At 40.3% G+C, this 25,612-nt stretch carries 26 protein-coding genes and 1 riboswitch; of the genes, 21 read left to right on the forward strand and 5 right to left on the reverse strand.

What is annotated here, in order from left to right:
* Nucleotides 1-20: 20 nt before the first annotated feature.
* The 3 genes from ATG71_RS09805 to ATG71_RS09815 all read left to right on the forward strand — a co-directional run bounded on the left by ATG71_RS09805 (nt 21) and on the right by ATG71_RS09815 (nt 2,268).
* Nucleotides 21-1,292, forward strand: coding sequence for a PucR family transcriptional regulator (locus ATG71_RS09805; protein ID WP_098439432.1), 1,272 nt, complete (start codon nt 21-23; stop codon nt 1,290-1,292).
* Nucleotides 1,293-1,333: 41 nt separating this feature from the next.
* Complete coding sequence (locus ATG71_RS09810) at nt 1,334-1,636, forward strand: hypothetical protein (protein WP_098439433.1); 303 nt, start codon at nt 1,334-1,336, stop codon at nt 1,634-1,636.
* A gap of 119 nt (nt 1,637-1,755) precedes the next feature.
* Nucleotides 1,756-2,268 carry a DUF4367 domain-containing protein gene (locus ATG71_RS09815; RefSeq protein ID WP_098439434.1) on the forward strand — a complete coding sequence of 171 codons (513 nt, stop codon included), beginning with the start codon at nt 1,756-1,758 and terminating at the stop codon, nt 2,266-2,268.
* Nucleotides 2,269-2,514: 246 nt separating this feature from the next.
* Here the strand turns inward: ATG71_RS09815 and ATG71_RS09820 are convergent, their stop codons facing one another.
* Nucleotides 2,515-3,003 (reverse strand): DinB family protein, encoded by a 489-nt coding sequence (locus ATG71_RS09820; RefSeq protein WP_098439435.1) that lies wholly within the window; start codon nt 3,001-3,003, stop codon nt 2,515-2,517.
* A gap of 606 nt (nt 3,004-3,609) precedes the next feature.
* On the opposite strand from ATG71_RS09820, the gene ATG71_RS09830 reads away from it, so the two are divergent.
* The 3 genes from ATG71_RS09830 to ATG71_RS09840 all read left to right on the forward strand — a co-directional run bounded on the left by ATG71_RS09830 (nt 3,610) and on the right by ATG71_RS09840 (nt 5,038).
* Nucleotides 3,610-3,861: a hypothetical protein gene (locus tag ATG71_RS09830; RefSeq protein WP_098439437.1), complete on the forward strand. Its 252-nt coding sequence runs from the start codon at nt 3,610-3,612 to the stop codon at nt 3,859-3,861.
* Nucleotides 3,862-4,192: 331 nt separating this feature from the next.
* The gene (locus ATG71_RS23715; RefSeq protein ID WP_098441781.1) at nt 4,193-4,423 is read left to right on the forward strand and encodes a hypothetical protein; all 231 of its coding nucleotides are present in this window, start codon (nt 4,193-4,195) and stop codon (nt 4,421-4,423) included.
* 69 nt (nt 4,424-4,492) lie between these two features.
* On the forward strand, nt 4,493-5,038 hold the full coding sequence (locus tag ATG71_RS09840; RefSeq protein WP_098439438.1) for a GNAT family N-acetyltransferase: 546 nt from the start codon (nt 4,493-4,495) through the stop codon (nt 5,036-5,038).
* A 90-nt stretch (nt 5,039-5,128) separates the two neighbouring features.
* Here the strand turns inward: ATG71_RS09840 and ATG71_RS09845 are convergent, their stop codons facing one another.
* On the reverse strand, nt 5,129-8,203 hold the full coding sequence (locus ATG71_RS09845; protein WP_098439439.1) for a lamin tail domain-containing protein: 3,075 nt from the start codon (nt 8,201-8,203) through the stop codon (nt 5,129-5,131).
* 307 nt (nt 8,204-8,510) lie between these two features.
* Between ATG71_RS09845 and ATG71_RS09850 the strand changes: the two genes are divergently transcribed.
* Nucleotides 8,511-9,041: an MgtC/SapB family protein gene (locus ATG71_RS09850; protein WP_098441782.1), complete on the forward strand. Its 531-nt coding sequence runs from the start codon at nt 8,511-8,513 to the stop codon at nt 9,039-9,041.
* 83 nt (nt 9,042-9,124) lie between these two features.
* Here ATG71_RS09850 and ATG71_RS09855 read toward each other — a convergent pair whose 3' ends face one another.
* From ATG71_RS09855 to ATG71_RS09865, 3 genes are all read right to left on the reverse strand, one after another.
* Complete coding sequence (locus tag ATG71_RS09855; protein ID WP_098439440.1) at nt 9,125-9,592, reverse strand: GNAT family N-acetyltransferase; 468 nt, start codon at nt 9,590-9,592, stop codon at nt 9,125-9,127.
* A gap of 34 nt (nt 9,593-9,626) precedes the next feature.
* Complete coding sequence (locus tag ATG71_RS09860) at nt 9,627-10,196, reverse strand: glycerol-3-phosphate responsive antiterminator (RefSeq protein WP_098439441.1); 570 nt, start codon at nt 10,194-10,196, stop codon at nt 9,627-9,629.
* Between the two features lie 702 nt (nt 10,197-10,898).
* Nucleotides 10,899-11,918: a DUF3231 family protein gene (locus ATG71_RS09865; RefSeq protein ID WP_098439442.1), complete on the reverse strand. Its 1,020-nt coding sequence runs from the start codon at nt 11,916-11,918 to the stop codon at nt 10,899-10,901.
* A gap of 244 nt (nt 11,919-12,162) precedes the next feature.
* A riboswitch (SAM riboswitch) is annotated at nt 12,163-12,269 on the forward strand.
* A 121-nt stretch (nt 12,270-12,390) separates the two neighbouring features.
* On the opposite strand from ATG71_RS09865, the gene ATG71_RS09870 reads away from it, so the two are divergent.
* From ATG71_RS09870 to ATG71_RS09935, 14 genes are all read left to right on the forward strand, one after another.
* Entirely contained in the window at nt 12,391-13,416 is a 1,026-nt protein-coding gene (locus ATG71_RS09870) for a methionine ABC transporter ATP-binding protein (RefSeq protein WP_098439443.1), read from the forward strand.
* A complete protein-coding gene (locus tag ATG71_RS09875) occupies nt 13,406-14,068 on the forward strand; it encodes a methionine ABC transporter permease (protein WP_060674923.1) in 663 nt (220 codons plus the stop codon). The genes ATG71_RS09870 and ATG71_RS09875 overlap by 11 nt, the downstream gene beginning before the upstream one ends.
* 11 nt (nt 14,069-14,079) lie before the next feature.
* A complete protein-coding gene (locus ATG71_RS09880; protein WP_098439444.1) occupies nt 14,080-14,916 on the forward strand; it encodes a MetQ/NlpA family ABC transporter substrate-binding protein in 837 nt (278 codons plus the stop codon).
* Between the two features lie 12 nt (nt 14,917-14,928).
* On the forward strand, nt 14,929-16,125 hold the full coding sequence (locus ATG71_RS09885) for a M20 family metallopeptidase (RefSeq protein WP_098439445.1): 1,197 nt from the start codon (nt 14,929-14,931) through the stop codon (nt 16,123-16,125).
* 151 nt (nt 16,126-16,276) lie between these two features.
* Nucleotides 16,277-16,714, forward strand: a complete 438-nt coding sequence (locus ATG71_RS09890; protein ID WP_098439446.1) for a hypothetical protein — start codon at nt 16,277-16,279, stop codon at nt 16,712-16,714.
* Between the two features lie 270 nt (nt 16,715-16,984).
* Nucleotides 16,985-18,430, forward strand: coding sequence for a toll/interleukin-1 receptor domain-containing protein (locus tag ATG71_RS09895; protein WP_098439447.1), 1,446 nt, complete (start codon nt 16,985-16,987; stop codon nt 18,428-18,430).
* Nucleotides 18,431-18,583: 153 nt separating this feature from the next.
* Nucleotides 18,584-19,408: a multinuclear nonheme iron-dependent oxidase gene (locus ATG71_RS09900; protein ID WP_098439448.1), complete on the forward strand. Its 825-nt coding sequence runs from the start codon at nt 18,584-18,586 to the stop codon at nt 19,406-19,408.
* Between the two features lie 280 nt (nt 19,409-19,688).
* Nucleotides 19,689-20,468, forward strand: coding sequence for a GNAT family N-acetyltransferase (locus tag ATG71_RS09905; protein ID WP_098439449.1), 780 nt, complete (start codon nt 19,689-19,691; stop codon nt 20,466-20,468).
* Nucleotides 20,469-20,682: 214 nt separating this feature from the next.
* Entirely contained in the window at nt 20,683-21,231 is a 549-nt protein-coding gene (locus tag ATG71_RS09910) for a ribonuclease FAU-1 family protein (protein ID WP_098439450.1), read from the forward strand.
* Between the two features lie 535 nt (nt 21,232-21,766).
* The gene (gene arr / locus ATG71_RS23720) at nt 21,767-22,180 is read left to right on the forward strand and encodes an NAD(+)--rifampin ADP-ribosyltransferase (RefSeq protein ID WP_286163129.1); all 414 of its coding nucleotides are present in this window, start codon (nt 21,767-21,769) and stop codon (nt 22,178-22,180) included.
* A gap of 189 nt (nt 22,181-22,369) precedes the next feature.
* Nucleotides 22,370-23,059, forward strand: a complete 690-nt coding sequence (locus ATG71_RS09920; protein WP_098439452.1) for an aspartate/glutamate racemase family protein — start codon at nt 22,370-22,372, stop codon at nt 23,057-23,059.
* Nucleotides 23,060-23,168: 109 nt separating this feature from the next.
* Nucleotides 23,169-23,639 carry a 2-thiouracil desulfurase family protein gene (locus tag ATG71_RS09925; RefSeq protein ID WP_098439453.1) on the forward strand — a complete coding sequence of 157 codons (471 nt, stop codon included), beginning with the start codon at nt 23,169-23,171 and terminating at the stop codon, nt 23,637-23,639.
* A gap of 83 nt (nt 23,640-23,722) precedes the next feature.
* A complete protein-coding gene (locus tag ATG71_RS09930) occupies nt 23,723-24,268 on the forward strand; it encodes a GNAT family N-acetyltransferase (protein WP_483295338.1) in 546 nt (181 codons plus the stop codon).
* A gap of 158 nt (nt 24,269-24,426) precedes the next feature.
* On the forward strand, nt 24,427-25,389 hold the full coding sequence (locus ATG71_RS09935; RefSeq protein ID WP_098439455.1) for a helix-turn-helix transcriptional regulator: 963 nt from the start codon (nt 24,427-24,429) through the stop codon (nt 25,387-25,389).
* Nucleotides 25,390-25,612: the final 223 nt, after the last annotated feature.

Raw genomic sequence — 25,612 nt, forward strand, 5'->3', positions numbered from 1 at the left:
CGTGGAAAGGTAAGATTCCTATGGAAGCACTTGATGTAATCCTCCAAACAGAAGATATTCATAAAGCGACGGAATTGATCAGCTCAAAATTAGGCAATCCCGTCATCATCGAAAACAAAAATTTCGAACTGATTTCATACAGTTCCTCTTCTAATAAATTCGATCAAACTCAGCTAAAGACGATCCTCACGAAAAAATGTCCGGTCTTCATCATCGATCGACTGAAAAAAGAAGGGATCGTACACCAACTCGAGAAACATACGGATCCGATCCGGGTGCAGGCGATGGAAGAGTTAGGGTTCCACCAGCGTGTCGTCATTGCTGCAAAGTACCTGGGGAACACGATGGGATACATCTGGGTTCAGGAATCCAACCGTCTTCTGGAAAATGAAGAGCTCGGTTTCCTTGAAGAGATCTCCGCACATCTTGGAAACCTGATCAATGATATGTACGCAAAGGTCAATATCAAAAAGGACAGAAAAGAAGAAGTACTGTGGCATCTCCTGCAGCACGAATACGGAAGTGAAAGCCAGCTCCGCCATGATGCATCCCTCGTCAAGCTGACCCTGCCGGAACGATTCACGGTAGCGGTGTACTCCATCGCATCGTCGGATTATAAACCTATGCTCGACCAACTGGAGAAGCTCGTCCAGGAAACCAGCTTCAACACAAAGATTTATTCACTTCGAACGGAATACCAGGTGATCCTCGTTCTCTACGGCAAATCAGATATACCGTCTTCTTCACTAGAATTAGCGAGAGACCTCGTCAAAAAGGTGAAAGAACAAACAGGAGAAGAAGATTTCTACAACTTCCTCATTGGGATCGGGAAGGAATACACCACGTTATACCAAATGAGAAAAAGCTTCCTGGAAGCGTCAGAAGTCATTGAAACAGCTAACTTCATCAGCCCGCGTCCTGAATCCATGCCACGGGAATTTGCTCATTTAGGTATTTACAGGTATTTGCCGACGCTCTATGAGAAAAACACGTCAAAGGATTATTACAGTGATGATCTGTTGGTATTGATCAAAAATGATGTGAAGAAACAGACAGATCTCCTGAAGACACTTGAGGTGTATTTGGCGAATGACGGGAAGGGGAAACAGACTGCGAATGAACTGTTCATCCATCCGAATACGTTGAATTATCGGATCAAAAAGATACAGGAACTGACTGCGATTGATTTTAATGATTTTAATATGAAGGTGTATTTGTATACGGAGTTGTTGTTGTTGAATAATGTGGAGGCTTATTATCAGCGGTATAAGGATGCTTTGAAGGGGATTTGAATTTCTAAGCATATAAACATTTAAAGAGTGGTGTATTTGCAGTGAAGAGGAACGTAAGCGTCGGATATACTGTATTCAAATCAACAGGCGTGAAGGATAGAATTACTAAGGTCGATTTAACAAAGAAACAAGTAACCGGTGTTGTTTTATACAATGAGATCATCTATATGACAGTACTTGTAGATTTGCTTACAGATACAGTCAGTGTCGAGGGAAGCATTGATGAGTTAGACGGATTGGCGATGGATTACGATTCTTATATCGAAATGTTTAAAAGCCAGGCAGCGTTTTTTGTGGCAAATCAAATTTCGAATCCAAAGAAATATTATGATGAACTAACCTAAGCCTTGTTAGAGTTAAAGAGATCAAGCGGTTGCTATCAGCAATCGCTTTTTTTCGTCATTTTATATGAAGTATTGGAGATGATAGTGAATATATTTGAGTAAAGAGGAGGTGTTTTTTTATGAGGATTATTTCTACTTTTATGCTCTTATTATTCTTCAGTATGATTTCCTCCTCAATAGGTTTGGCTAAAGAGATGGAGTATAACCACGAAAGCATTACTATAGAGGAAGTAAAGAAAGAGGTTGACTTTCAAGTCCTTATTCCGGAAAAAATTCCTTCAGAATGGAGTTTGGAGATAAAAACATACGAACATAACGATGAAAATATGGGGACCATTAGATTGCATTATATGGATTCAACTGATGAAAATATAATGCTCGGGATTGAGGAAAGAAAGGTTTCCGAAAAAGAGATTAGACAACTGGAAGAAGAGTTTTCAAACAGGGATAAAATAAATGTAAATGGTGCGGAAGCATATTATCAAGAATGGGCAAACAGTGGAAGGAAATTAAATGGAAAAAGAATGAACGGTGGTCTTTTAACTTGGATTCAAGGCGAGACATATCTGCAAATGGACAGTTCTATTTTAACCAAGGATGAGATGGTTGAAATTGCAAGGACAGTAAGGTGAAAAACACCGAACCCTTATGCCTGGGGTTTTAACTTCATTAGAATCAGGGATTTCCTCTAATAGCGCTACCCAATTCCGTGCAGAACTTCGTTTTCCACGGAAAAAGGACTCTTCCTCCTGCACTCCAATCAACAATAAAAAAATCCGAACGAATTCGATTTTCGTTAAAGAATTTCGAATCACCGTTCGGATTTTTCTTTGGCTATAACCCTTTTGAAGTAGAGTGAGGCACGTCTCTTGTTTACATTAAAAACTGCGTTTAGCCGCCCAAACTCCCTGCATTTTACTGAGGAATACAATTTGTCCAATATGATAGGCGTCGTGCATGGCTAAACTCTTCAGTTCAATCATTAATGGATTGTCATCAGGGATTTCTCTATACAAATCTTCTAGTTCTGATGTTGCTAGGATTTTTTCTAGTTCACGATGAACATGAAAGTATTCTTGTTTTGTTTTCTGCCAATTTTGAGATGTTTCAGTTGGTAATTGATATGTAGCGTCATTATTTTCTGCCTGTGGTTCATTTGCTGTTTCACCAAGAAATCGTAACAGAATTCTTTTTTCAAAGAAAAGCAAATGACACACTAATTCCCAAATGGAATGTGCCCCTTCAGCTGGTTTCCACATGGCATGTTCTAAGGTGATATCCTCCAGAACTTTTTCAAGTGGTGGAAACCAGTCTTCTTGATCTAAGCAGCTTGCCCATTGCTGTAACAAGAATGTCCTTACATCCATTTCTATTCCCTCCAATTTAAGTCATTTTAATAAACCCTTGGTCAACATTTCTCTGGACGTGATGAATATAGCCATTAAACTGCTCTTTACTGGAACAACGAATGTTATTATTCAAAAAATTCTAATAATATTCTAGCATATATTGTATTAATGAAAAAGAACAACTGTTTTAAGATTGAGCTGCGACACAGAGTAGAAAGCAATAATCAGTTTTTGAAAATAATGGAATACGCATATTGATAATATCACCCTTTAAGTGTAAAATTACACTTAAGGAGGAGGGGGATTATGGAGTTTTTTCCGCTTTTAATATTTCAAATATTAATAATGATGTCACTGGTTATTGCTTTCGCGTTGATTCTTTACAAATTTTATAAGCGATTAAACGTAACGTATCCTTTATTCGTTAGTGTATTAGCGGCGATCACATTTTTGCTTATATTTAATGGTGGAAATCTGTTGTCTGCAATAGCCTTTTCATCCAACATTTTGTTTTCGATTATGGTGTATCTGGTTGCTATTAATCAACAAAAAAATTTCTAGTGATTTTTCAATAAAAGCGGAAGATCTCATAATTGATCCAGAAGGTATTGTTAGGGGGATAACATGAGAAAGTATCTAGGTTGGGTACCCATCGGAATAATAGGAGTTACATTTATTCTACTTTTCCTAATGAGAGGAAAAGTTAGTTGGTATGTAGATACCACCGTACTGATTACTGGGATCGTATTAGCTTTGATTACTGCCTTGTTGATGAAAAATGGAAAACCGAAGACACTCATCATCTCCATTTCAGGTATTCTTCTCGGGGGATTTTTACTTTTCATATGGGGCTTTTTGATAGAGGGAGGACTGTGAAAACAGTCATTTATGATAGTAGCTTTACTGGCTAGTTCACATATGAATTAGTCCTGTTTTATTAATATTTACATTCGAATATTTTGATTAAACAATTCAAAATAGCATCTTAATGATCAAGCGTACAATAATTGTTGTAAAGCTAAAAAACGAGGTGTGAATCAGTGTGCTAAATGACTGGAAAATTCGCAACCTGTTCTTTAGGAGATGAGCCACTTAGTTGGAATTGTGTGATAAAATTGTAAATAATGGATATTCCGTTTGCTGTCAGCATATTGAAATAAAGAAGATTGTAAGAAAACTAATTCCCAAACAAAGTGAGGTATACCAAGTGGACTTATTACTCTGGATTACTATTGGTTTCATAATAATCGGTTTTATTGTGCTCACTTCTATGAAAACAAGTATGGAAAATAAGCTCGCTTACATAAATGCAAATTCGGAAGATGAGAAGAGCTCAGTGAAGGCTATATCCATCATTTGGTGGATAGCGAGTGCCACTGTGTGGGGAATTGTTAGTATGATTCTTATTGTTTGGTATTTTCATAATCACTTTGGATGACAGGTGGAAGATAGGGTAGAATTCCTTAACTAATGTAGTTTCAAACATCATAAAAGGAAGTGTGTACTATTGGGTAGTGAAGATAAACTCATTATTTCTCCATTAACTAATGACTTAATAGAGGATATCAATAAAACAAATGATTCTTTTAAAGTGTTTGGTAAGCTTGTACCCAGTTTGCAATCAGGAAAATGGTCTTTTGAAGAGAAATTATTTGATGAAACCAAAGATATTCGTTTCCCAGATGACAAAATTGATTGGAGCCAATATATAAACCGAGACGATAAAGCGCTGTTTTTAGCTTATTTGAATAATACTTGCATAGGACAGATTAGAATAAAGAAGGATTGGAATCGCTTCTGCTATATTGAAAACATAGCTACGAAGAAAGATCATAGAGGCAGTGGAGTCGGAAAGCTGCTTTTAAATAAAGCAGAAGAGTGGTCTAAACAAAGAGAACTTATCGGAATGTCCTTGGAAGCACAGGATGATAATCTTGGTGCATGCAGATTTTATGTGAAACAAGGCTTCATATTAGGTGGAGTTGACACATTGAAGCAGTCCTATAATCCTAATATTGAAATCACTTTATATTGGTATAAGTTATTCAAGTAACAGGGATTTAACGGCATAAGAAAAAACCAGAGCCATTTCGGTCTGGTTTTTTCACTCGCTGAGATCCTTCTCTCCTATGACGACTTTATACTACTCAATCCCCTTATCATCCTTCATCAACTTCTTCATATCAATCTTAAGCATCCGGTCCATCGGATACGTTGTCGTATATCGGTACTTATTGGCACCAGATTCAAATACGACGTAGAGTTCCTTCTGAATTTCCACTATTCCCTCAGGCATCGGGATGGCTTCGACACTCTGGCGGGGCTTTGCCGTGTGACCATCGAGGAACCATAATGGTACTTGTTTTCCTTCGACTGTGACAAATGTATGAGGATCTTCCTTCAATGGATATTCATAGCGATACAGGACACTGTCGTTTGCCCTGCCATAGGAAGTGCTGAGGGTGACGCCGTTTCTGGCTGCCTTCTGCATGATGGCTCCCTGGACTTTTCCTGTTGTGGAGAGGACATAATCCGGTACGGCGTTGACGTCAGGTGAGCCATTCCACTGCTCTTTACTCAGCATGTCGTTGTTTCGTTCCAGATCGTATCCGATCATCCATGCGTAGTGCATTTCTCCGTCCCTGTTCTCGATGTGATGAGTTGGATCGGTCGGATAGGAGCTTGCTTCATAGAATTCCCCGACCCAAAGGATGCCTTCATCGTAGACGGTGTATGCTGCTTCGACGGGGATGGGGATCTGTTTGGTGAACCGGATTTCCCCGTTGTTTGGTGCATTGACCAAGTCGCTTAAATCGAAGCTGAATAAATGATTCTCTGAGGCGACCCAGCCGTGATCGCGACTGACGGTCACGCCGCCTGCGTGTCCGGTATAAGGTGTACCGTCCGTATTGTAGAGGACAACGGATTTCACTAGTTCTCCCGTTGTGCGGTCCGTAACGGTAATGGTACCCGGGCGGATCCCGTCATCGACGTAGCCGATGGTAAGGAGCCAGTCTTTTTTCTTATAGTAGGTCAGTCCTTGAGGAACGAGCCCTTGTGATAGTCCGGCGATCACCGGGCCGTCGGTACTGATATCCCACAGGTCCTGGTAGGCGGGATCTTTCTCATGCTGGGACCGTTCAACCTGGGTGATGAGCTGGTGATCCGGTGTGACGGTTACAGGATCTGATTTCTCCGACACATTCCCTGATGTATCCTCTGCGCTTACCTGTAACGAGTACGTTTGATTACCCACTAATGTATAAAGAGTAAAGTCGGTCTGGGATGGATCGACGGAATATTCAAGTTCTCCATCTTTGTAAATGTGATAACGGTACAGATCGGTTTCACTGGAATCGTCCCAGGTTAAAACGGCTTCTCCGTTGCCGGCAGTGGCTTTCACGTTAGTTGGTGTTTGCGGTGCTTCCTCATCTGACACAGGACGATCCGGTGCTTGATCTTCAATGACCCATCCAGGTATCGGAATTTGACCCGCGGCTACTTTTTCCATCGTCCGGGTATTATCCTTTGGATAAGAATAGGTGACGGTTTGTTTCAGGGAAACGTCCTCTCCTGAATAATCGGCCCGTACGACTTCGCGACCATCAGGATCGTAAACGGTCAGAGTATTGCCGCCGTTCACCAATCCGGCGACATCATCCAGGATAATCACATCTTCTTCCTGAAGATACTTACTACGATAAGAATAAAAATAGTTATAGTTGAAAGCTTCAAGGGAGATAGGGCTGATGGCAGTGTTCCTAGTCCAGATCACCACTGTATCCCAAGGCTTCACGATGTGAGTGTCCCCGATTTCTTCATCCCAGTTATAGGACGCGAACCGGTATCCTTTCAAATCGATCGGGTCCGGGCTGTTGTTATAGAGCTCGAAGTATTCGAACGCATCATAACCTGCATAGTTATCTGTATTCGGAATCAATTCCGTGATCAACAGGTTTGGTGTCGGTACGTTTTCGGCAGGTCCTGTGACGAGTGGTTTGGTAGGTTCCGATTCGTTTCCGACTTGATCGATTGCCGTTACTTTGAAAGAATACTCCCTGTTCAATTCAAGCGGGGATACGTCCATACTCTTTTGGTCAGAAGGGGCGGTCCCGTAAAGCGTCCCATTGATGTAGACGCGGTAACCGGCAAGATCACTTTCTGGATTGGCACTCCAAAGTAACTTGACTTGATCTTTACCTAGAGTTGCTTTCAATCCGGAAGGCGTGGCTGGGGCTTCACTGTCCACGATTTCCTGTGGGACGGTCCGGACTTCTTTGGTTGCCGGGGATTCATTTCCTTCTGCGTCCACCGATGTCACCCTGAACGTATAGGTCTTTCCATTCTCCAACCCCGTAAAGGTTGAAGTGGCAGCGTCCGTGGAAGTGATCGATCCATCAGATTGGTAGACTTTATAGGAAATGGCACCATCTGTCGCTTCCCACTCAAGGGTAACGGATTGGTTGGCTGGAGTTGCCATCAGGTTTGCAGGTGTCGCGGGACCAGCTACCTGTCCAGTCAGAACGACGCCTGGAGTCGGCTGTTCATCGTTTTTAATCTTTGTCATCGCAGCAGAACTGGTGGCTTGATACGTGATGCTCCGGTTCGTGATGCCGTCGACTTCTCCATCATTGATGAGAGCGGTACTGAGGACTGTGCCGTCTGCGTCCGCAATTCCTACCTGTCGAAGACTGCTGTCATGCAATCCTTGACCTGCTGAGGTCAGCTTGATCTCGTATACATCCTCGGGCGTGAGGTACATCTCATAGTTGGAGTTGAAGTCCCATAGGGGTACATCAGGATAGGCCAATTTCTTTAACCAAAGCACGAGTGAATCTTTCGGCTGGATGATTTTGTCTTCGATGGGCCAGCGGTTGGCAGGGCTTGAGAAGTTACTTGTGAAGTATTGAAGCTGATAGTCTTGAAGGTTGATGGCTTCAGAGGTAGTATTATAGATTTCGACGTACTCATAGGGCTGTCCTGATCCTGCCGATTTGGTGACGATCTCCGTAATAATGAGTGGCGGGTTGGTTTCTTTCGCACTTGCGTTGTGGACCTGAAGCAGTAGCAGTCCTGTAAATGCCAAAGCAAGAAAAGCGGCTATCCGGGTGATTGAGTGGTTTTTCAACATCATTTCCTCCTTTTTTTCTTGTTTATGTAAAAAAGAAAAGAACCCCATGGCAATGGGGTGTACGATGACCGTACACACGATTGACACAGGGCTCTCCTCATCTCTACCCACTATATTCACTGTTTAAATCCATCATACAATGTACCCAAGCTAGAGGAAATGGGCATTTAGGTTTAATTTAGTGTATATTTAGAATTTTTAGATATATCATTGAAATGAAACAGGAATTGGTGTATGATGAAAGGAATAAGGTGAAGCTTGATAGGAAGAGTAAAAGAGATCCCCTGTGAAGCGAATGGTATGATTTTTTTCACACTAGTGTGGAGAAATCATGTATTCGTTTTGTGGCGCGGTCTTTTTTTCATTTAAGGAGGAAGAGGGCATGGATCATTACATGGATGAAGTAACGAGATTTTTCTGGCAGCATGATATCTATTTCCGGATTGTCGTGAGCGCAATATTGGGGTTCATCATCGGGTGGGACCGGACATCCAAAAATAAGCCCGCTGGTTTAAAAACCTACACGTATGTATCAGTGGCATGCACCCTAATCACGATTGTCTCGATCGAAGGCGCCGAGATGCTCAGTCAACCGGGGAGCGGTAAGATGATGGATCCTTTCCGTCTTGCAGCTCAAATCGTATCCGGCCTGGGATTCCTTGGGGCAGGCGTGATCCTGAAGGACGGGTTGAGGGTAAAAGGACTCACTTCAGCAGCGATGATTTTTTATGTGGGGGGAGTAGGCATCGGCATTGGAGCTGGATTCTATTCCCTGGTCATCTTTGCCACACTGGTAACCTTCATCATTACGAAAATAGGAAACATCTTTGAAGAGCGGGAGATCACAATCGTACGAGTCCGCCTCCCGTGGATCGGGAAAAAAAGAAAATCAGACGACGATGCAGAAAAAAAGGTAGGGACGTGAAAGTGAGTTCAGCTACGAAATATAAAATCACTAAGGAAAAGGCACACGAATGCGCAAGTTCATTCGTGTGCCTTTTCTTTTTGTTATATCTTTATGGAAAAAGTGGGTTCATCAAAGGTTAAAATATTGTCTTCTGAAAAACCAAACTTTAAATAAAATGATCTTCCTGCTTCATTTTCAGGATGTACCGTTAAGTTTAGGCGATTACAATAAGGATGGGTATTTTTAATATGTCTGATTAATTCATTTAACGTTTTTGAGCCCAAACCGTTTCTTTGAAATCTTTTATCTATAAAAAAATGAAACAGCCAGTAGTCATCTTTACTGCCTGGTGTGTAATGCAAATTGAAAAAGCCTGCCATCTTACTTTGATGGTAAATCCCATATGGCTCTATCATTCTTCCATCTGGTCGTATATATGCTTTAGCAAGTGCAATAGCTGCAGGAGGATGAATAGAGGCAACAAACTTCTGTTGTTCATCATGGACGGATAGTTCAAGTGCGTCTCGCCAATTGTCTGAACTAATTAATTTTATATGAATCTCTGACATACGCCACCTCCGTTATTTAACTACCCTCTATTGATTAAAACTCCAAATTCCAAAGCTTCGGATCCCCGGAAGAAATAGCGAGGGCACCGGCACTCAGCCCATTCAGAATATCCTGTTTATTACTGATCAAGCCACCAGCGATGATGGGCAGGCTCGTCATCGTAGTCAGCCTGTCAATGACAGAAGGCATCAGACCAGGAAGGACTTCAATGGCATCGGGCTTGCAGTTATGGGAGATTTCAATTCCCTTATCAAGGGCATTCCGGTCGATCAAAAAGAGACGCTGGATCGTCATCAAGCCTTCCTCCTTCGCATACTTGATCAGATTGCTCCTCGTCGTAATGATGCCAGCCGGCTTCCAAATTTCTGCTATGTATTTAATGGCACTCTTCGTATTGGACAACCCATCGATGAAATCAATATGGATAAACGTGGTTTTACCGGCGTCCTTCAGCTTCTTCAGATATCCGTTCATCGTTATCAAATTGCCCGTAAGGATGAAGACAATGTTGGCGTTTGACTGTATGGCCTTGTCGAGGTCCTTTTCCTCCTTGATGGAAGCGATGACCTGGGATTGGACGATGTCGATAATGTTTGGTTTCATGACCGTGGCCCCCTCTTAATAGTCTGAATATTGTTTTTTATTTTTAGTATAGCATAGTTGTTTTGGGGGTTGAGAGTTGTTTCCTTAGCTTTCTTGTAAGCGACTAAGTTGTACGATTAAAGTATGAAGAAAAGGCCGGTTTGAAACGAATGAAAAGAGAGTTACGATCCATCACAAACATGTGATGGGAGCGGGCACGGTTCTGATTCTACCTTTTCCTATAGCCATACCTCACAAGCATTCAAGAAGTAGAATGTGGCCTCTCCTTGGTTTACTCTGATTACAATGAAATAAAATAAGAAATAGTGGATTTAAGGCGCAGAAAGTTGGGGGGTATTGCAAGTGCATGGAGAAATTACAGTATTGTATGCCTATCAAGAAGGAACCCTGACATGTGAATGGTCAGGGTTCCTTCTAAGGTAGAAATAATAACCCTAACAATCTGACGAAATAATATTCCATAGCAGGTGCTTCGGGGGTAAAGTAATACTAAAACCAGAGAAAAGTAAATGTCTCTCAAATAATTCGGCAGGAACTATTATGGGTATTCAGGAGCTTTTCACAAACGGGAGCAGTACCCTTAAAGTCCGTCTATAAAGCCAATGGACTCGTCCTAGACGAGTTTTTTAGTCGTAATTTAGGGGGCGTTTTTCTTTTGATGTTCCAAAAAGTAATCATAGTGGTGAAAATAGCTTTCCTAAATTAATTTTGTTTTTTTTGTTGTGCTAGTTTTACTTTATCCAAAGTTCCAGGAGGTTGTTCTAGCCATTCATTTTGAATCATCAGATAAGCTAGATCCTTTGCGTACTGTGCAATTTCAATTGAGAGTCTCTCATAATTTAACACTAAGTCACTTCGTTGACTTGCAGCAGCTGAAGTTGCATAATTACCGGTTCCTGAAGCGGTTAATACTCCATGATGGAAGAGGATTATCTTGTCAGAAAATACCTGTGTTGTTGAGTTGGTCACCGAAAAATCGGATGATATAGGAGATTGAGTATTATTATCCAATAATACCTTAGAGAATATTTTTACATGTTTTTCTGAAATATCCTTTCCTTGCAGCATTAGCTTAATTACTTCTTTCCTTGGGGATGACTGCGCAAATGCTATTGATAACTTAGCCCCAATTAGATTGTTTTGAATATTTATACTCAAATGGGAAAGTTCTACAGCATTTAATGGTCGTTTATTTGAAAAAGGATTTAAACCACTTAGGTATTTTTTACTGTCAACAAAATCCTTTTGTTGAGGGTAATCCATGTAAGGCGAACGAACATATAAACCTTTATTGAGTAGAACCTCTGAACTCTCATCGTATAGATCAGAGGTTTCATATAAGGCATTCTTGAAAAGTTTTCTAATGTCCTTTCTTGCACTCATTGATAAAAATCCAGTATAGCCTAACATCCCCGCTTTAGACATATGGTTTATGTACGAAATTATAAATTCATCAGAAAATAATCTGGGGGCATTTAAATTCACATCACTATCTGAAAACCCACATGGCAGGGGGATATTTTCCTGTTGGAAAACCTCTGCGATATGGTTGAATACTTCAATTGAAAGACTACGTCCTGATTCAATAATGGATTTGACTTCTGCATCTTCAACAGTACTAAGAAAATAGTTTAGAAATTGAATGGACATACTATTGTTTAAATAAGCTGTCCATAGAGAAGCAATTTCTGATGAGGTAATTTTAATTATTTTGCCATCCATAGTTTTTTAATTTCCTTCCAATAATTTAGTTAGGTTAAGTTTATTATTTATAAAATCAGAAAAAGTATTCAATCAATTATTGGTGGTGGGTTAGGACACCAGTTGAAAGCTGAATAGATTCACCACTTTGATTTCGTCCGTAAAACATTTCAATTCAAAAACAGGATTGACAACCAAACTAAAATCCTTTACCATTACCCTAATGCAGAAACGCATCATAACTTTAACTTAATAAAGCGATATCTTCTTATCAAGAGAGGTGGAGGGACTGGCCCTGCGATACCTCGGCAACGGGTTCTTAAATGAATACCGTGCCAATTCCATCGAGTCATATGACTTGAAAGATGAGAAGAGCGGGACATATACATATTTTTGTGCCTCTCTTCTTATGAAGGGGGGCACTTTTTATTTTAGCCATGTCCTTAAAACCCAGGCACCAAGTAGAATACATAGCGAAAGGAGTAAGTCTTATATGATTAGAGTTCAGAATGTTACGAAAGTATTCGAGACGAAGGATGGCCCATTCACTGCTTTGAGGGATGTTTCCTTTGAAGTGAAGAAGGGAGAAATTTATGGGGTGATCGGATTCAGCGGAGCGGGGAAAAGCACGCTTGTCCGCTGTCTCAATTTTTTAGAGAAACCATCTTCGGGTGATATTTTCATAGAGGGTCGCAGCCTGAAGGATCAATCGGCAATCGATCTGAGGAAAGAGCGGCACCACATCGGGATGATCTTTCAGCACTTCAATTTGTTTCAATCCCGGACGGTGGCAGGGAATATCGCCTATCCTCTGAAACTTGCAAAATGGCCGAAAGATAAAATCAACGAGAGAGTAAAGGAGTTGCTCGCGTTTGTCGGGCTTGAAGACAAAGCGAAGCATTACCCCGATGAACTGTCAGGAGGGCAGAAGCAAAGAGTGGGGATAGCAAGAGCCCTGGCGACGTCGCCTTCGATTCTGCTCTGCGATGAAGCAACATCCGCCCTTGATCCTCAGACGACGGAATCGATTCTGAACTTATTAAAGAAAATCAACGCGGAGTACGGGATTACGATCGTGATGATCACCCACGAAATGGGGGTCATCCGGGAAATCTGTGATAAGGTCGCGGTTATGGAAAATGGAGAAATCGTGGAAGAGGGAAGCGTCTTCGATATCTTCTCCGACCCTCAGACTTCCACGACGAGAAACTTTGTGAAGAGTGTCATGAATGATCAACTGCCGGCATCGGTTCTTGATAAATTGAATGACAGCAAGGAAGGGCGCATCTGCCGCCTCATTTTCAAGGGGGATTCGACGGGAACACCGATCCTTTCCGAAACGGCAAAGACATTCAATGCCCATATAAATGTATTATTCGGACAGATCACGGAACTCCAGGGCAAGCCGTTCGGAAATCTCATCGTGCAGATCATCGGCAGCAAGAATGAAACGGAAGAAATCCTGAAATATTGGAAGAACAGATTATTTGTAAGCGAGGTGGAGAAGCGTGCAAGTTAACTGGGAATTATTCTGGCCAAGAATTATAGAAGCGACATGGGATACATTGGCAATGGTGTCATTTTCCCTCCTGTTCGCAACATTGATCGGGCTTCCCCTCGGCATCATCGTCGTGGTGACGAGGAAGGGGCACTTACTCGAACATAAAGCCGTCTTTTCCGTATTGAGCAGCATCATCAACGTGTTTCGTTCGATCCCGTTCATCATCTTGATGGTGGCCATCATCCCCTTTACTAGATTGGTAGTGGGCACATCGATCGGAACGGCGGCAGCCGTCGTTCCGCTTGTCGTATTTGCCGCACCGTATATTGCAAGACTGGTAGAGAGCTCGCTTCTTGAAGTGGAGCCGGGTGTCATTGAAGCGGCGGAGTCCATGGGGGCGGGGCCGTGGCAGATCATCTTCGGGATCCTCATTCCGGAAGCATTGAGTACACTGGTCCTGAATATCACGATCGCCACCATCGGACTTGTCGGTGCATCGGCCATGGCCGGGGCAGTCGGAGGCGGTGGCCTCGGGGATCTCGCCATCGCTTACGGATATCAGCGATTTGAAACATCCGTCATGATCGTGACTGTCATCATTTTAGTTGTGATGGTGCAGGGACTGCAGACAGCAGGGAATACATTATCAAAAATAATCAGGAGACGTTAGGAGAGAGGAATATGAAAAAATCAATCAGTCTAGCAAGTATCGCCATTCTATTATTTACCCTACTATTGAGCGGCTGCTCGGGAAACAGTGCATCCGGCTCAGGTGACAAAGAAGTCGTGAAAGTCGGAGTGAATGGATCTGGGGTTCCGATCTGGGAGTATATGAAAGAGAAAGCAGCGAAGGAAGGGATTGATATCGAGATTGTGGAGTTTGCCGATTACGTGAGGCCGAACCAGGCGCTGGCCGATGGGGATATCGACCTGAACGCCTTCCAGACGATCTCGTATTTTGACTCTTTCGTGGAAGAACATAATCTGGATCTTGTACCGATCGGCTCGACGATCATCGCACCAATGGGCATCTATTCAGAAAAATATAAATCGGTAGAAGACTTACCGAAAGGCAGTACAGTAGCCGTCCCTCAAGAGGCGACGAATCTTGGCCGTGCCCTTCTCCTGTTGGATGAAGCAGGTTTGATCAAACTGAAAGAGGGATTTGATCAGTCACAGGGTCTCGAAGCCATCAAAGAAAACCCGAAAAACCTTGAATTCACACCGGTCGTCGCTGCCCAGACACCAAGGGTACTGCCGGACGTTGCGGCATCGATCATCAATAATGGTGTGGCGGTTGAAGCAGGGTTGGTCCCGGTTGATGACAGCATCTATATCGAAGGGGCGGAATCCAAGCCGTTCATCAATATCATCGCAGCACAGGAAAAAGATAAAGACAATAAGACCTATAAAAAAATCGTCGAGCTCTATCAGGAAGATGACGTAGCGGAACATATCAAGAAAACATACAAAGATTCCCTGATACCGACATTTGTGCCGGTCAGTGAATTGCATTAGGAGGGAATAGAGATGAGTCAACCAGCAGTGATTACAGATCGTAAACACAACATCCTCTCAGCAGTGGATCAATTGGCTGTGAAACTCGTGTCGACCAGCCATCAGATCCACGACAAACCTGAAATCGGAAACGAAGAGTTCTTTGCTTCAGAGACCTTGACCACCTTACTTGAAGCCAACGGGTTCTCCATTGAACGGGGAGTCGCAGGTCATGAGACTTCCTTTGTGGCACGCAAACATTCAGGGAAAGAAGGGCCGGTCATCGGCTACCTAGCTGAATATGACGCCCTGCCTGGACTAGGTCACGCATGTGGTCACAATATCATCGGGACGGCAAGCTGCGGGGCGGCCATTGCCCTGTCGTCCGTACTCGATGAAACAGGAGGGGAAGTGGTGGTGTTCGGGACTCCTGCTGAGGAAGGCGGCCCCAACGGAAGTGCGAAGGGCAGTTTTGTCAAGGCAGGCTTGTTTGAAGGAGTGGATGCCTGCATGATGGTTCATCCTTTCAACCGCACAACGCAGACAGGGAAAACCCTTGCGGTGGACCCCCTTGATTTCGAATTTAAAGGAAGATCTGCCCATGCGGCAGCTTCCCCTGAAGACGGAATCAATGCCCTCGACGGTGTGATCCAGCTGTTCAACGGCATTAACGCACTTCGCCAGCACGTGACCGATGATGTACGGATCCACGGCATCATCACCCACGGTGGGGACGCGCCTAACATCGTCCCTGACTATGCAAAAGCCCGCTTCTATATACGCGCTGCAACCCGGGAAGCGTGCAATGAAGTCACGAAGAAAGTGAGAGCGATCGCTGAGGGATCCGCACTCACCACAGGAACGAAACTGAATGTCATCAAAATCCAAAATGAAGTCGATCACTTCCAGCTCAACCGTCGTTTCGATCAAGTATTCCAGCGTTCCATCGAGTCACTGGGGGAATCCTTCGACGATACGGAACGAAAGGGACTCGGCTCATCAGACGCCGGAAACGTCAGCCGGGTGGTCCCGACCATCCACCCCTACATCAAAATCGGGCCCGAATCCCTCGTTGTCCACACGAACGAATTCAGGGAAGCGGCTAAATCCACCGAGGGTGACCGTGCCCTTGTGATCGGGGCAAAGGCACTTGCCCTGACGGGGTATGAACTGTTGACGGATAAGGGGCTTTTGGAGGAAATATGGAAAGAGTTCGGTTCTAGTAAATAAGGATGAAAAGACAGCCACATCAGGGCTGTCTTTTTTTGTGTGAAAGTTATGCGGCGCTTAATGGAGAATGTTCCAATGTTTAACAAAAACACTAAAAGGATATTGAATAAATGAGAGATTGTATCGTAGAAACCAAAGAAAGGAGAATGACATGAAAAAACTATTGATAGCAGGAAATCTTTTTTTCGCACTCTCGATATTGGGAGCTTGCGGTTCAGAAGAGGCCGAACCCGAAGATAATACCTCAGGTGATACGGCAGAAATGAGCGACCAACAGAAAACCCAGCAAAAGGAAGAGCCGGCAGCCGAACTACTCGGCAGTGAGAAGCTGCAGGAACGAATACAAAAGGGAATGGATCTCGATTCCTATTCTGCTGAACTAACAGCGATGGAGGAAAAAGGAAAAACCACCCTCGTCAAAAAATACAACTTGACCGGGAATGAAGAAATCAAAGCACAAATCCTCCAATCGTCAGACGGATTTGTTGCAGTTGAAACGGACGGACTTGAAGTGACCGATGTTTCAAACTTCAAAACCATGCAGGAAGTTGAGGATCATCTGAATGAAAGGATATGGAAGATGATATGAGTGAGTAAACGATACTCCCCATAAAAAAGTATTCCATATTTCATAAGTAGAAATCGAACTAATTTACCTTCAGGGTGTCAAATTAGTTCGGTTTTTTTACGTTGTCGAAAGAGAAGGGGGCACTTTATCGTCTTTATTACAGTTCCTTGCTTAAAGGGCAGTCTTCCATTAAAGGGCCATTTAATGGAATATGGGCATTGCCTTAAGTTTGAAAATTTGAAATAATTGTAAAGGATAATTGTTCAATATTATTACTGGAGGATTAAAATCATGGTTGAAGAATTAAATGCTGACAAAGTTTTCATTTCTTATGCTTGGTCGAGTCCAGAGCATGAAGAGTGGGTCTTAGAATTAGCGGAACGATTAGAAAGTAATGGCGTAGAAGTGGTTATAGATAAATGGGATAGTATCGAGGGACAAAACTTAAATGCCTTCATGCAGAGAAGTGTAAATGACCCTTCTATAACCAAAGTATTAGTGGTGTGTGATGAACTCTATACGAATAAAGCGAATGGCTTTGAGGGAGGAGTAGGAACTGAGACAGTTATAATCTCTAACGAAGTTTATAAAGATATTGAGCAAACGAAATTCGTTCCGATAATTGCTGAGCGAGGAAAAGATGGCGAAGCATACATACCTACATACCTTAAAGGTACAAAATACATCGATATGTCTTCAGAACAAAGTTACGAGGATGGATATGAAAAATTAATAAGAAATTTGTATGGTAAGCCAGAACATGTTAGACCCAAAAGAGGTTCAGCCCCATCTTTTTTGCTTCGAGATGAAAAAAAAACAAATCTTGATAGTAGGAGAGCACTAAATAGGTTTCGTTACAATGTAGAAAAAAAACCGAAAAACATAGAAATTTATTTCAATGAATTCCTTGAGACCTTTATAGAAGATTTTGCATCTTATACTATATCAACTTCAGATCGTGATGAGTTCATAAATCTACTTTTCAATAGGTTACATGAAACTTTAGAATTACGAAATATTTATAATGAGTTTTTGGAGTTTTATATTAAAGAAGCAGAAGAAGTTAGTGAACATTTATTAATTGAATTTTTCGAGACTCTCAATCCAGTTATATATACTAAAATTAATGGTTATCCAATTTTTGAAGGTCAATTTGATCATTTGAAATTGGTTATGACTGAGCTAATGATTTATACAGTTAGTATCCTATATAAATATAAGCAATATAATGCCATAAAAGGTTTAGTCAAAAATCATTACCTGGTAAAAGGTGATAACGATAGAGAAATAGATGGTCCAATTGGAGTATTTAATAATTATCCAAGGGTTCTGAGTGAAATGCCAATTCCTTCATCAGGGCAAAAGTTTATTTCCAATGCGGGACAACTAATTATTGAAAGAGCAAATTATAAAAGCATATCATCTAATGACTTAGTTCAGGCGGACTTCCTTTTATATTTCCTAAGTTACTCTTTTGATAAATTAGAAGATTACTTCGGATGGCATGCTCCTACTGCCCCTTACTTTTCTACTCAAAGAATTGAATTTATGTCCAAATTAAAATCAAAAAGGTTTTTTGAAAATATTAAACTGATGTTTGAAGTATCTAATGTTAGTGAGATGAAAAATTTAGTAGGAGGATTTAAAGATTATTTGAAGCAGCACGCTAGATCAAATGGACGTTCTATGTTTGCTCATAATGGCATAATAAATCCAGAAGAAGTGGCGAAGTTTTAAATCTTTTGAGCTTTTCTGTAAATGTGAAGGCTCATTTTATCATGCAAATTTTGAAGATACTTTTATTCAACTATTGGGCAGGTTAATTGAATATGGCTAAAATTTATCTTTGGTAAATCAAACATAAAAGTGGGTTAGAAATGAGGTGAAGATTTGAAGATAGCTGTAAATTACTCAATTGAGGCTGAGCAATTAGTAAAAGACACTATAATTGATGTTGATATGTTTAAATGTCCAGATTTTAGTAAGGAACTTATCCAACAAGCCGAGAGGACAAAGCCTTGTTATATTCATTTTGGTTTAAATGCTGGTAGCGGACAGTTGAATGGGGTCGATTGGAGACTTATTAAGGAATTAAAAAATTGGACTCAAACCCCATATGTAAATGTCCACGCTGTGGCTTTTTCTAAACAGTACCCAGATTATGATGTACTAACTGATAAGCCAAAGCACATTAATTTAATGGTGGACGCAGTTTTACGTGATATTGAAATCGCAGGTAAAGAAGTAGGTATTGAAAACGTGATAGTGGAAAACGTAATCTGCCGAGGGCGGGGTGAAAATATGATGAGTTCAATAATTAATCCCGAAGTTCTCTCGGAAATTGTTAATAAGGCTGGGTGTGGTTTTTTACTTGATACAGCTCATGCACAAATGACTTCTAAATGCCTTGGATTAAATGTAAAAGAATACATATCAAAACTCCCAGTTTATAATTTAAAAGAACTTCATATTACTGGCATCCAAGAAGATGAACATGGACGACTGCGGGACAGTATGCCAATGACAAAAGCTGATTGGGAATTGGCATCTTGGTCCTTGGAAAAAATAAAAACCGGAGAATGGCAAAAACCGTGGGTAGTAGCTCTAGAGTATGGAGGAGTTGGACCAGCGTTTGAGTGGCGTACAGATAAAGAGGTGTTATCTAAACAAGTACCTGAGTTTTATGAAATGGTAAAGCTTAATCAAAAAAATTAGATTGAAAGAGAAATCTATAAATATTGTTCATTAGATAGGACAAGTTGTAGAGAAATCCTGATATTGAGTTATTCGGCTTTAGCTGAAGATTGATCGGATATCTGATCTTCAGCGTTTTTTCTTTATTCGGTTAAAGGGCAGTTAATTGAAGAACTCAACAATCGAGTTCATTATTAGAGGTGATATGCTTTTTCTATAATGGAATGCGTCAAGCAAGCAACAAACTTTGCTTGATGGAATTATGAGTTTCAGGTAACTTCTACAAAATGGAGGGGCATAAATGACTGCCAAATCTCAAGAATACATAGCAAAAATCACTGAAGAGAATTTAATTAATCACTGGATGTTTTTTAAAAGCACTCAAGGGAGTAAAAGTATTGAGTCTGACTACTTTAAATATGTTTCAGCGAACCCCTATAATCGTGTGTTATACGCAAATCAATCAGAAATAGAAGAAAGTGAATTGGAAAAGCTACTACACAACGAAGGTGAACCTCTATTGTGGATTATAGGTCCATCTACTAAACTCTCCAATACTGATAAATTTTTCTTAGAGGAGAATTTTAACCTTTACCAAGAATGGACTGGGATGGGTTTAAGTGTAAATCATACTAAGTCAAAAAACGAAAAACGTTTAGGTTTTGATTTCAAAAGAGTTAATTCTGAAACTGAATTAAAAGAGTGGATTGATGTTTATGTAGAAGGGTACCAAAAACCAATTGCTTATAAAAGTGCACTTTATAATCGGTATAAGCAAATTATGAACAGTGACCAGGATCATTATCACTTATATATAGGTTACTTTAATAACAAACCAGCAGTGGTAGGATCTTTGTTTATGAATAATGGGATTGCAGGTTTGTATTGTATAACCACTGCCCATAATATGCGGAGAAAGGGACTGGCAACCAATTATCTGAATAGTATATTGCAAATCGCTTCCCAACAAGGTGCTTCAGATTGTATTTTACACGCAACTGAAGCTGGCAAACATATTTACGAAAAAGTAGGTTTTATTTCTAATTCTAGTTTTCAAATCTATGCGTTCATAGGTAAGTGATGCTTCTAGTTGAAAACGGTAATTCTGAAAAAGAAAGTCTTGTACAGTGTGGAAAGGTTAACTGAAATACTAATTAAGCTAAAGGGTGCGTTGATCTAAGAAGGATTAACGCTTTTTTTGTTGAAGTTATTGGATTAACGGGCAGGTTAGTTTAAGAAGACAGAACAAAAATAGCTCTAATTTGATGGTGTAATCAAGGGGAGAAGGGTGGGGGATGAGAGTGCTAAAAAGGAAGTACGGAAATCGTTCAGAATGGAAAAGAGTTATTAAAAGGAAATATTCACAATCATATCTCGATACTAAAGAATTCAAAGGCTACATAACTTTACTAAATATAATAAAAGTAACAGAACCATTATCGGTTAGCTATGGAGAAAGTAAAGTATTTATAGTCGATGATGGCTATATGTGGCTTCAACAATTCCCTTTAGAGAAAAACCATTCAGTAACTACAATGTTTGATGCTAATGGGGATATAGTTCAGTGGTATATTGATATATGCGTTCGTAATGGAATAGAAAATGATATCCCTTGGATGGACGATTTATTTTTAGATCTTGTTCTATTGCCATCTGGTGAGATAATTGAAAAGGATGCTGAGGAACTAGAAGATGCATTATCAAAAAGAATTATTGATAAAAATCTTTACGATTTAGCCTGGAATGAAGTAAAAACCATTAAAAGTTTAATAAGTTCAGCTAACTTTGACTTGATAAAATTGTCAAATAGTCACAAGGAAATGTTATTTAAGATTTTGAAGTAGCTATTATTCAAATAACGGGGCAATTGTTGAAGATAATGAAGTGATCTCTAGCCATTCCCTTTATTCAATCATCGGGCAGGTTAGCGGAATAAATTCAGTTTTTAAAAAATATCTTTGGGAAGGCATGGGTATTTAAATAGAGGGTTATGGAGAAATGTAGTTCAAAATTGTGATTACATAAATTTGGAGGTAGGATTAGATGAATATAAAATTTGATCAAAATAACGTCGTTATTAAACTCTGTATAAGTGGGATGATCATGGAAGATGGCGGAAATGTTGAAGGTGCAACCAAGATGTTTCATCAAGCATGGCACGAAGCAAAAGACGACTATGAAAGGTTTATTGCAGCTTATCATTTGGCTCGTAAACAAAAGAGTATTACAGACAAATTGAATTGGATGGAAACCTCTCTACAGTGTGCACTAAATGTAAATGATGATGATGTTGAGAGTGCATACTCAACGTTATATTTAAACATTGCCAAATGCTATGAGGAGTTGTGTGATTCTGATAATGCAACAAGAAATTATGAATTGTCAAACTCATATCGCGGTGAACCTTCTGATAAAGGACCATTTTATCATGGGACAAAGGCAGATTTAAAGATTGGTGATTTGCTGACAGCGGGGGGAAATTCAAATTACAAACCTGGGCTTAAAATGAATCACATTTATTTCACTGCTAATGCAAATGGTGCAGGACTTGCAGCAGCATTAGCAAAAGGAGAAGGAAGAGAACGCGTTTATAAAATAGAACCAACAGGTGAATTTGAAAACGACCCCAATGTTACTGACAAAAAGTTCCCGGGTAACTTAACACGATCTTATCGTTCTCAAGAACCTTTAAAAATTATTGGTGAAGAAACTGAGTGGGTGAAACTGACAACTACGGAGCGAAGTGAATGGCGCAAAAAATTAGCCAAGAACAAGGGCGAAATTATTAACTGAACATATTTCAATTGGAGTAAAATTTTGTTTGCAAATTACCAATACTCCAAAATTGGGTGCGTTAGTTTAAGATCTACTTCAAAATATCTCAAAACCAATTCTTTATATATATGCCTCTTCAATGAATTTAGAAAATAAAGTATTGCAAGATAAGTTGAGCCAAATGAAAACCAGTGGGGGGACAAAGTGATGAAAACGATTGGTCTTATAGGTGGAATGAGTTGGGAATCCTCAGTAAAGTATTACAAAGTAATCAACGAAGAAGTAAAAGAAAGATTAGGAGGTTTGCATTCAGCAAAGTGTCTATTATACAGCGTTGACTTTGAAGAGATTGAACGCTATCAAGCTGAAGGTGATTGGGAAAATGCAGGTAGAGCATTAGGAGAAGTTGCATCCTCTTTAGAAAAAGCAGGTGCAGAATTCATAGTCATTTGTACAAATACGATGCATAAAGTCATTGATCATGTTGAGGCACGGATCAACATTCCGGTATTACATATTGCGGATGCAACAGCAAATGAAATTCAAAGAGCCGATATGAAAACAGTTGGCTTACTTGGGACTACATATACAATGGAGCAGGATTTTTATAAATCAAGGATTCAATCTAACGGAATTAACGTGTTGGTTCCAGATGAAGAAGAAAGAAACACCATCAATAAAGTTATTTTTGAAGAGTTGTGTTTAGGGAAAATGGAACAATCATCTAAGGATTATTATAAGGGTGTTATTCAAAAATTAGTGGATAGAGGAGCTGAAGGGATCATCTTGGGGTGTACAGAAATCGGATTGTTAATTAAACCGGATGATTCAGAAGTTCCATTGTTTGATACAACCGTTATTCATGCGATGGAAGCAGTAAATAAGGCTCTAAAATAAGAATTCTTAAAGTAGCGGGGGCAATAATTGAAGATTTGTTCATTGGTCCAACTACTGCTCTTATTCAATTATTGAGGCAGGTTAGTACAATTAGATTGAGGTGATGAATATGATATTGGTAAGTTCTTGTTTAGCGGGATTAGAGGTAAGATATAACGGTACTCATTGTTTAAACAATAAGATAAGGTTAATGATCGATCAGAAAAAGGCATTAAATGTCTGTCCTGAATTACTTGGTGGTTTTTCAACTCCACGAGAACCTGCTGAGATCATTGGTGGTGATGGAGATGATGTCCTGGATGGCAAAGCCAAGGTAATAGAAAAATCAGGTAGGGATGTTACTGATTTATATATAACGGGAGCCTATACTACTTTAAGAAAAGCTCAAGAATACCATACTACCGCAGTCGTTCTAAAAGAGTTCAGCCCCTCCTGTGGAAGTTCCATGATCTATAACGGAGAGTTTAAGGGCAAGAAAATACCTGGGAATGGCGTCACAACCGCTTTACTAAAAAGGAATGGAATACGAGTGGTCTCAGAAGAAGGACTTAATGACTTACTTCAGGAAGCAGGTTATTGAATAATAAACCATTGTATCTAAGAAGGATAAAGACACTTTCCTTTTAAAGTTCTAAGCTATAGGGCAGTCTGGAGGGGATTATAATCAAAAACAGTAATAGTAGACTCTCAAATGAAAGGTTATGGTTAAGGGAATTTACTATGCGTGATTGGATTGGTGTACATACATACGCATCACAAGAGATCGTTTGTCAATATCAGCCTTGGGGACCAAATACGGAAAAAGACTCGCAGGATTTTGTAAATCAAGCGATAAAAGACTCTAGACAAAAACCAAGAACAAGGTTTATTTTTGCCATTATATATGATGAAATGGTGATTGGAGCAGGAGAGTTTAATATAAGGGATTTCACTAATAAAGTTGGAGAAATTGGCTATATTGTGAATCCGGATTATTGGGGAAAAGGGATAGCGACAGAAGTTGCCACTCTATTAATTGATTTTGGATTTGGAGAACTTAAACTTCATCGTATATATGCAACTTGTGACCCAAGGAACATAGGTTCATCAAGAGTTTTGGAGAAAGTTGGAATGACCAAAGAAGGTAGACTTCGTGAGGGTTTGTTAATGAAAGATGGCTGGCGAGATTCGTCACTATACAGTGTTTTGGAACACGAATGGAAGTCGTAACATAACACGTGGGCTATGGCTAAAGATCAATCGGGCAGCTGATCTCTAGCGTTTTTTCTCTGTTCATTCAAGGTTCTTTTAATGCCATAAGAGGATTAATTAAAATCACAATATTTAAAGTTGTAAGATGTTTACTCATTATATAGAGGTGGAATCATATGCCCAAAATTGACAATATGCTAGCCATTCTTTGGATGCTTCGTTCAGGTAAAAAAGTGACGGCACAGCAAATGTCAGAAAAGTTAGAGATGAATATAAGGACGGTGTATCGTTATATTGATACCATTTCTACAAGTGGCGTGCCGATCGTTTCAGAACCGGGACATAACGGTGGGTACTCCTTATTGAATCATTTTGTTGAGGCTCCGCTGTTTTTTGATGTTGAGGAACAAACTTCCCTTTATCACGCGGCTATTTTTGCAAAAGAAGCAGGGTATTATGGAGGGGAAGCACTCGATCGGGCAATTTCTAAACTAAGTCACCACTCCAATCAAGAGCAGGAAACAAAGGTCAACCAACATGTAACCAGTCTTGAAGTCATAAGTCGATTACGTCCACCCTCGATGGAACCTTTACTGAAGGAGTTGGAACAGGCCGTAGCTGACGGGTACTCAGTCAACATTCTTTACCATAAAAGTGGCGAAAGGCCATTAACTGATAGATTGGTCGATCCGTACAGAATGATCTATTGGAATAATAAGTGGTATGTAATTGGATTTTGTCATCTTAGGAATGATATCCGCAGTTTTAGAGTCGATCGAATGGAACGTCTAATGCCAACCGAAATCAAGTTTAACCGGCCGGAGAATTTTTCAGCACGCGACTTTTTCGTGAAAAACCTTCTTCCAACGATAGAAGATAAGGAAGGGATTATGTCTTTGGTTCTTCATGGGGGGAGAAGTGCATTGGATGATATTTGCCAGCATTGGTTTTTAGGACATTATGTACAAGAACGCACCTCCAATCAAGCAGTGTTTCTTCTTGAAAAAGAGATCATACATACCTATGTACCTTATTTACTTTTACCGTACAATACATCGATTAGAGTGATGGAGCCTATCAGTCTTAAGAAAAGAATGATTGAAGTTCTGTCGGAATTAATAGAATTTCATCAAGTATGAGAACTTCCCTGACGCTAGCTGTCAGGGAAGTTTTATTATTTTACCTTCAGGGATTGAAGTTAGTTCGGATGTATCATCTTTTATCGAAACAGGTAAAAAATGATACAAGTCTTATATTCTTAAATTCTTCTTTAATAATGAAAATTTCCTTAATTATGAAAAAATGAAACTATCTGTCTGACTTAATCGTCAAACAGATAACTTATATAAGAAGGGAATAAAC

The sequence above is a fragment of the Bacillus sp. es.034 genome, from assembly GCF_002563655.1.
GTDB lineage: Bacteria > Bacillota > Bacilli > Bacillales > Bacillaceae_B > Rossellomorea.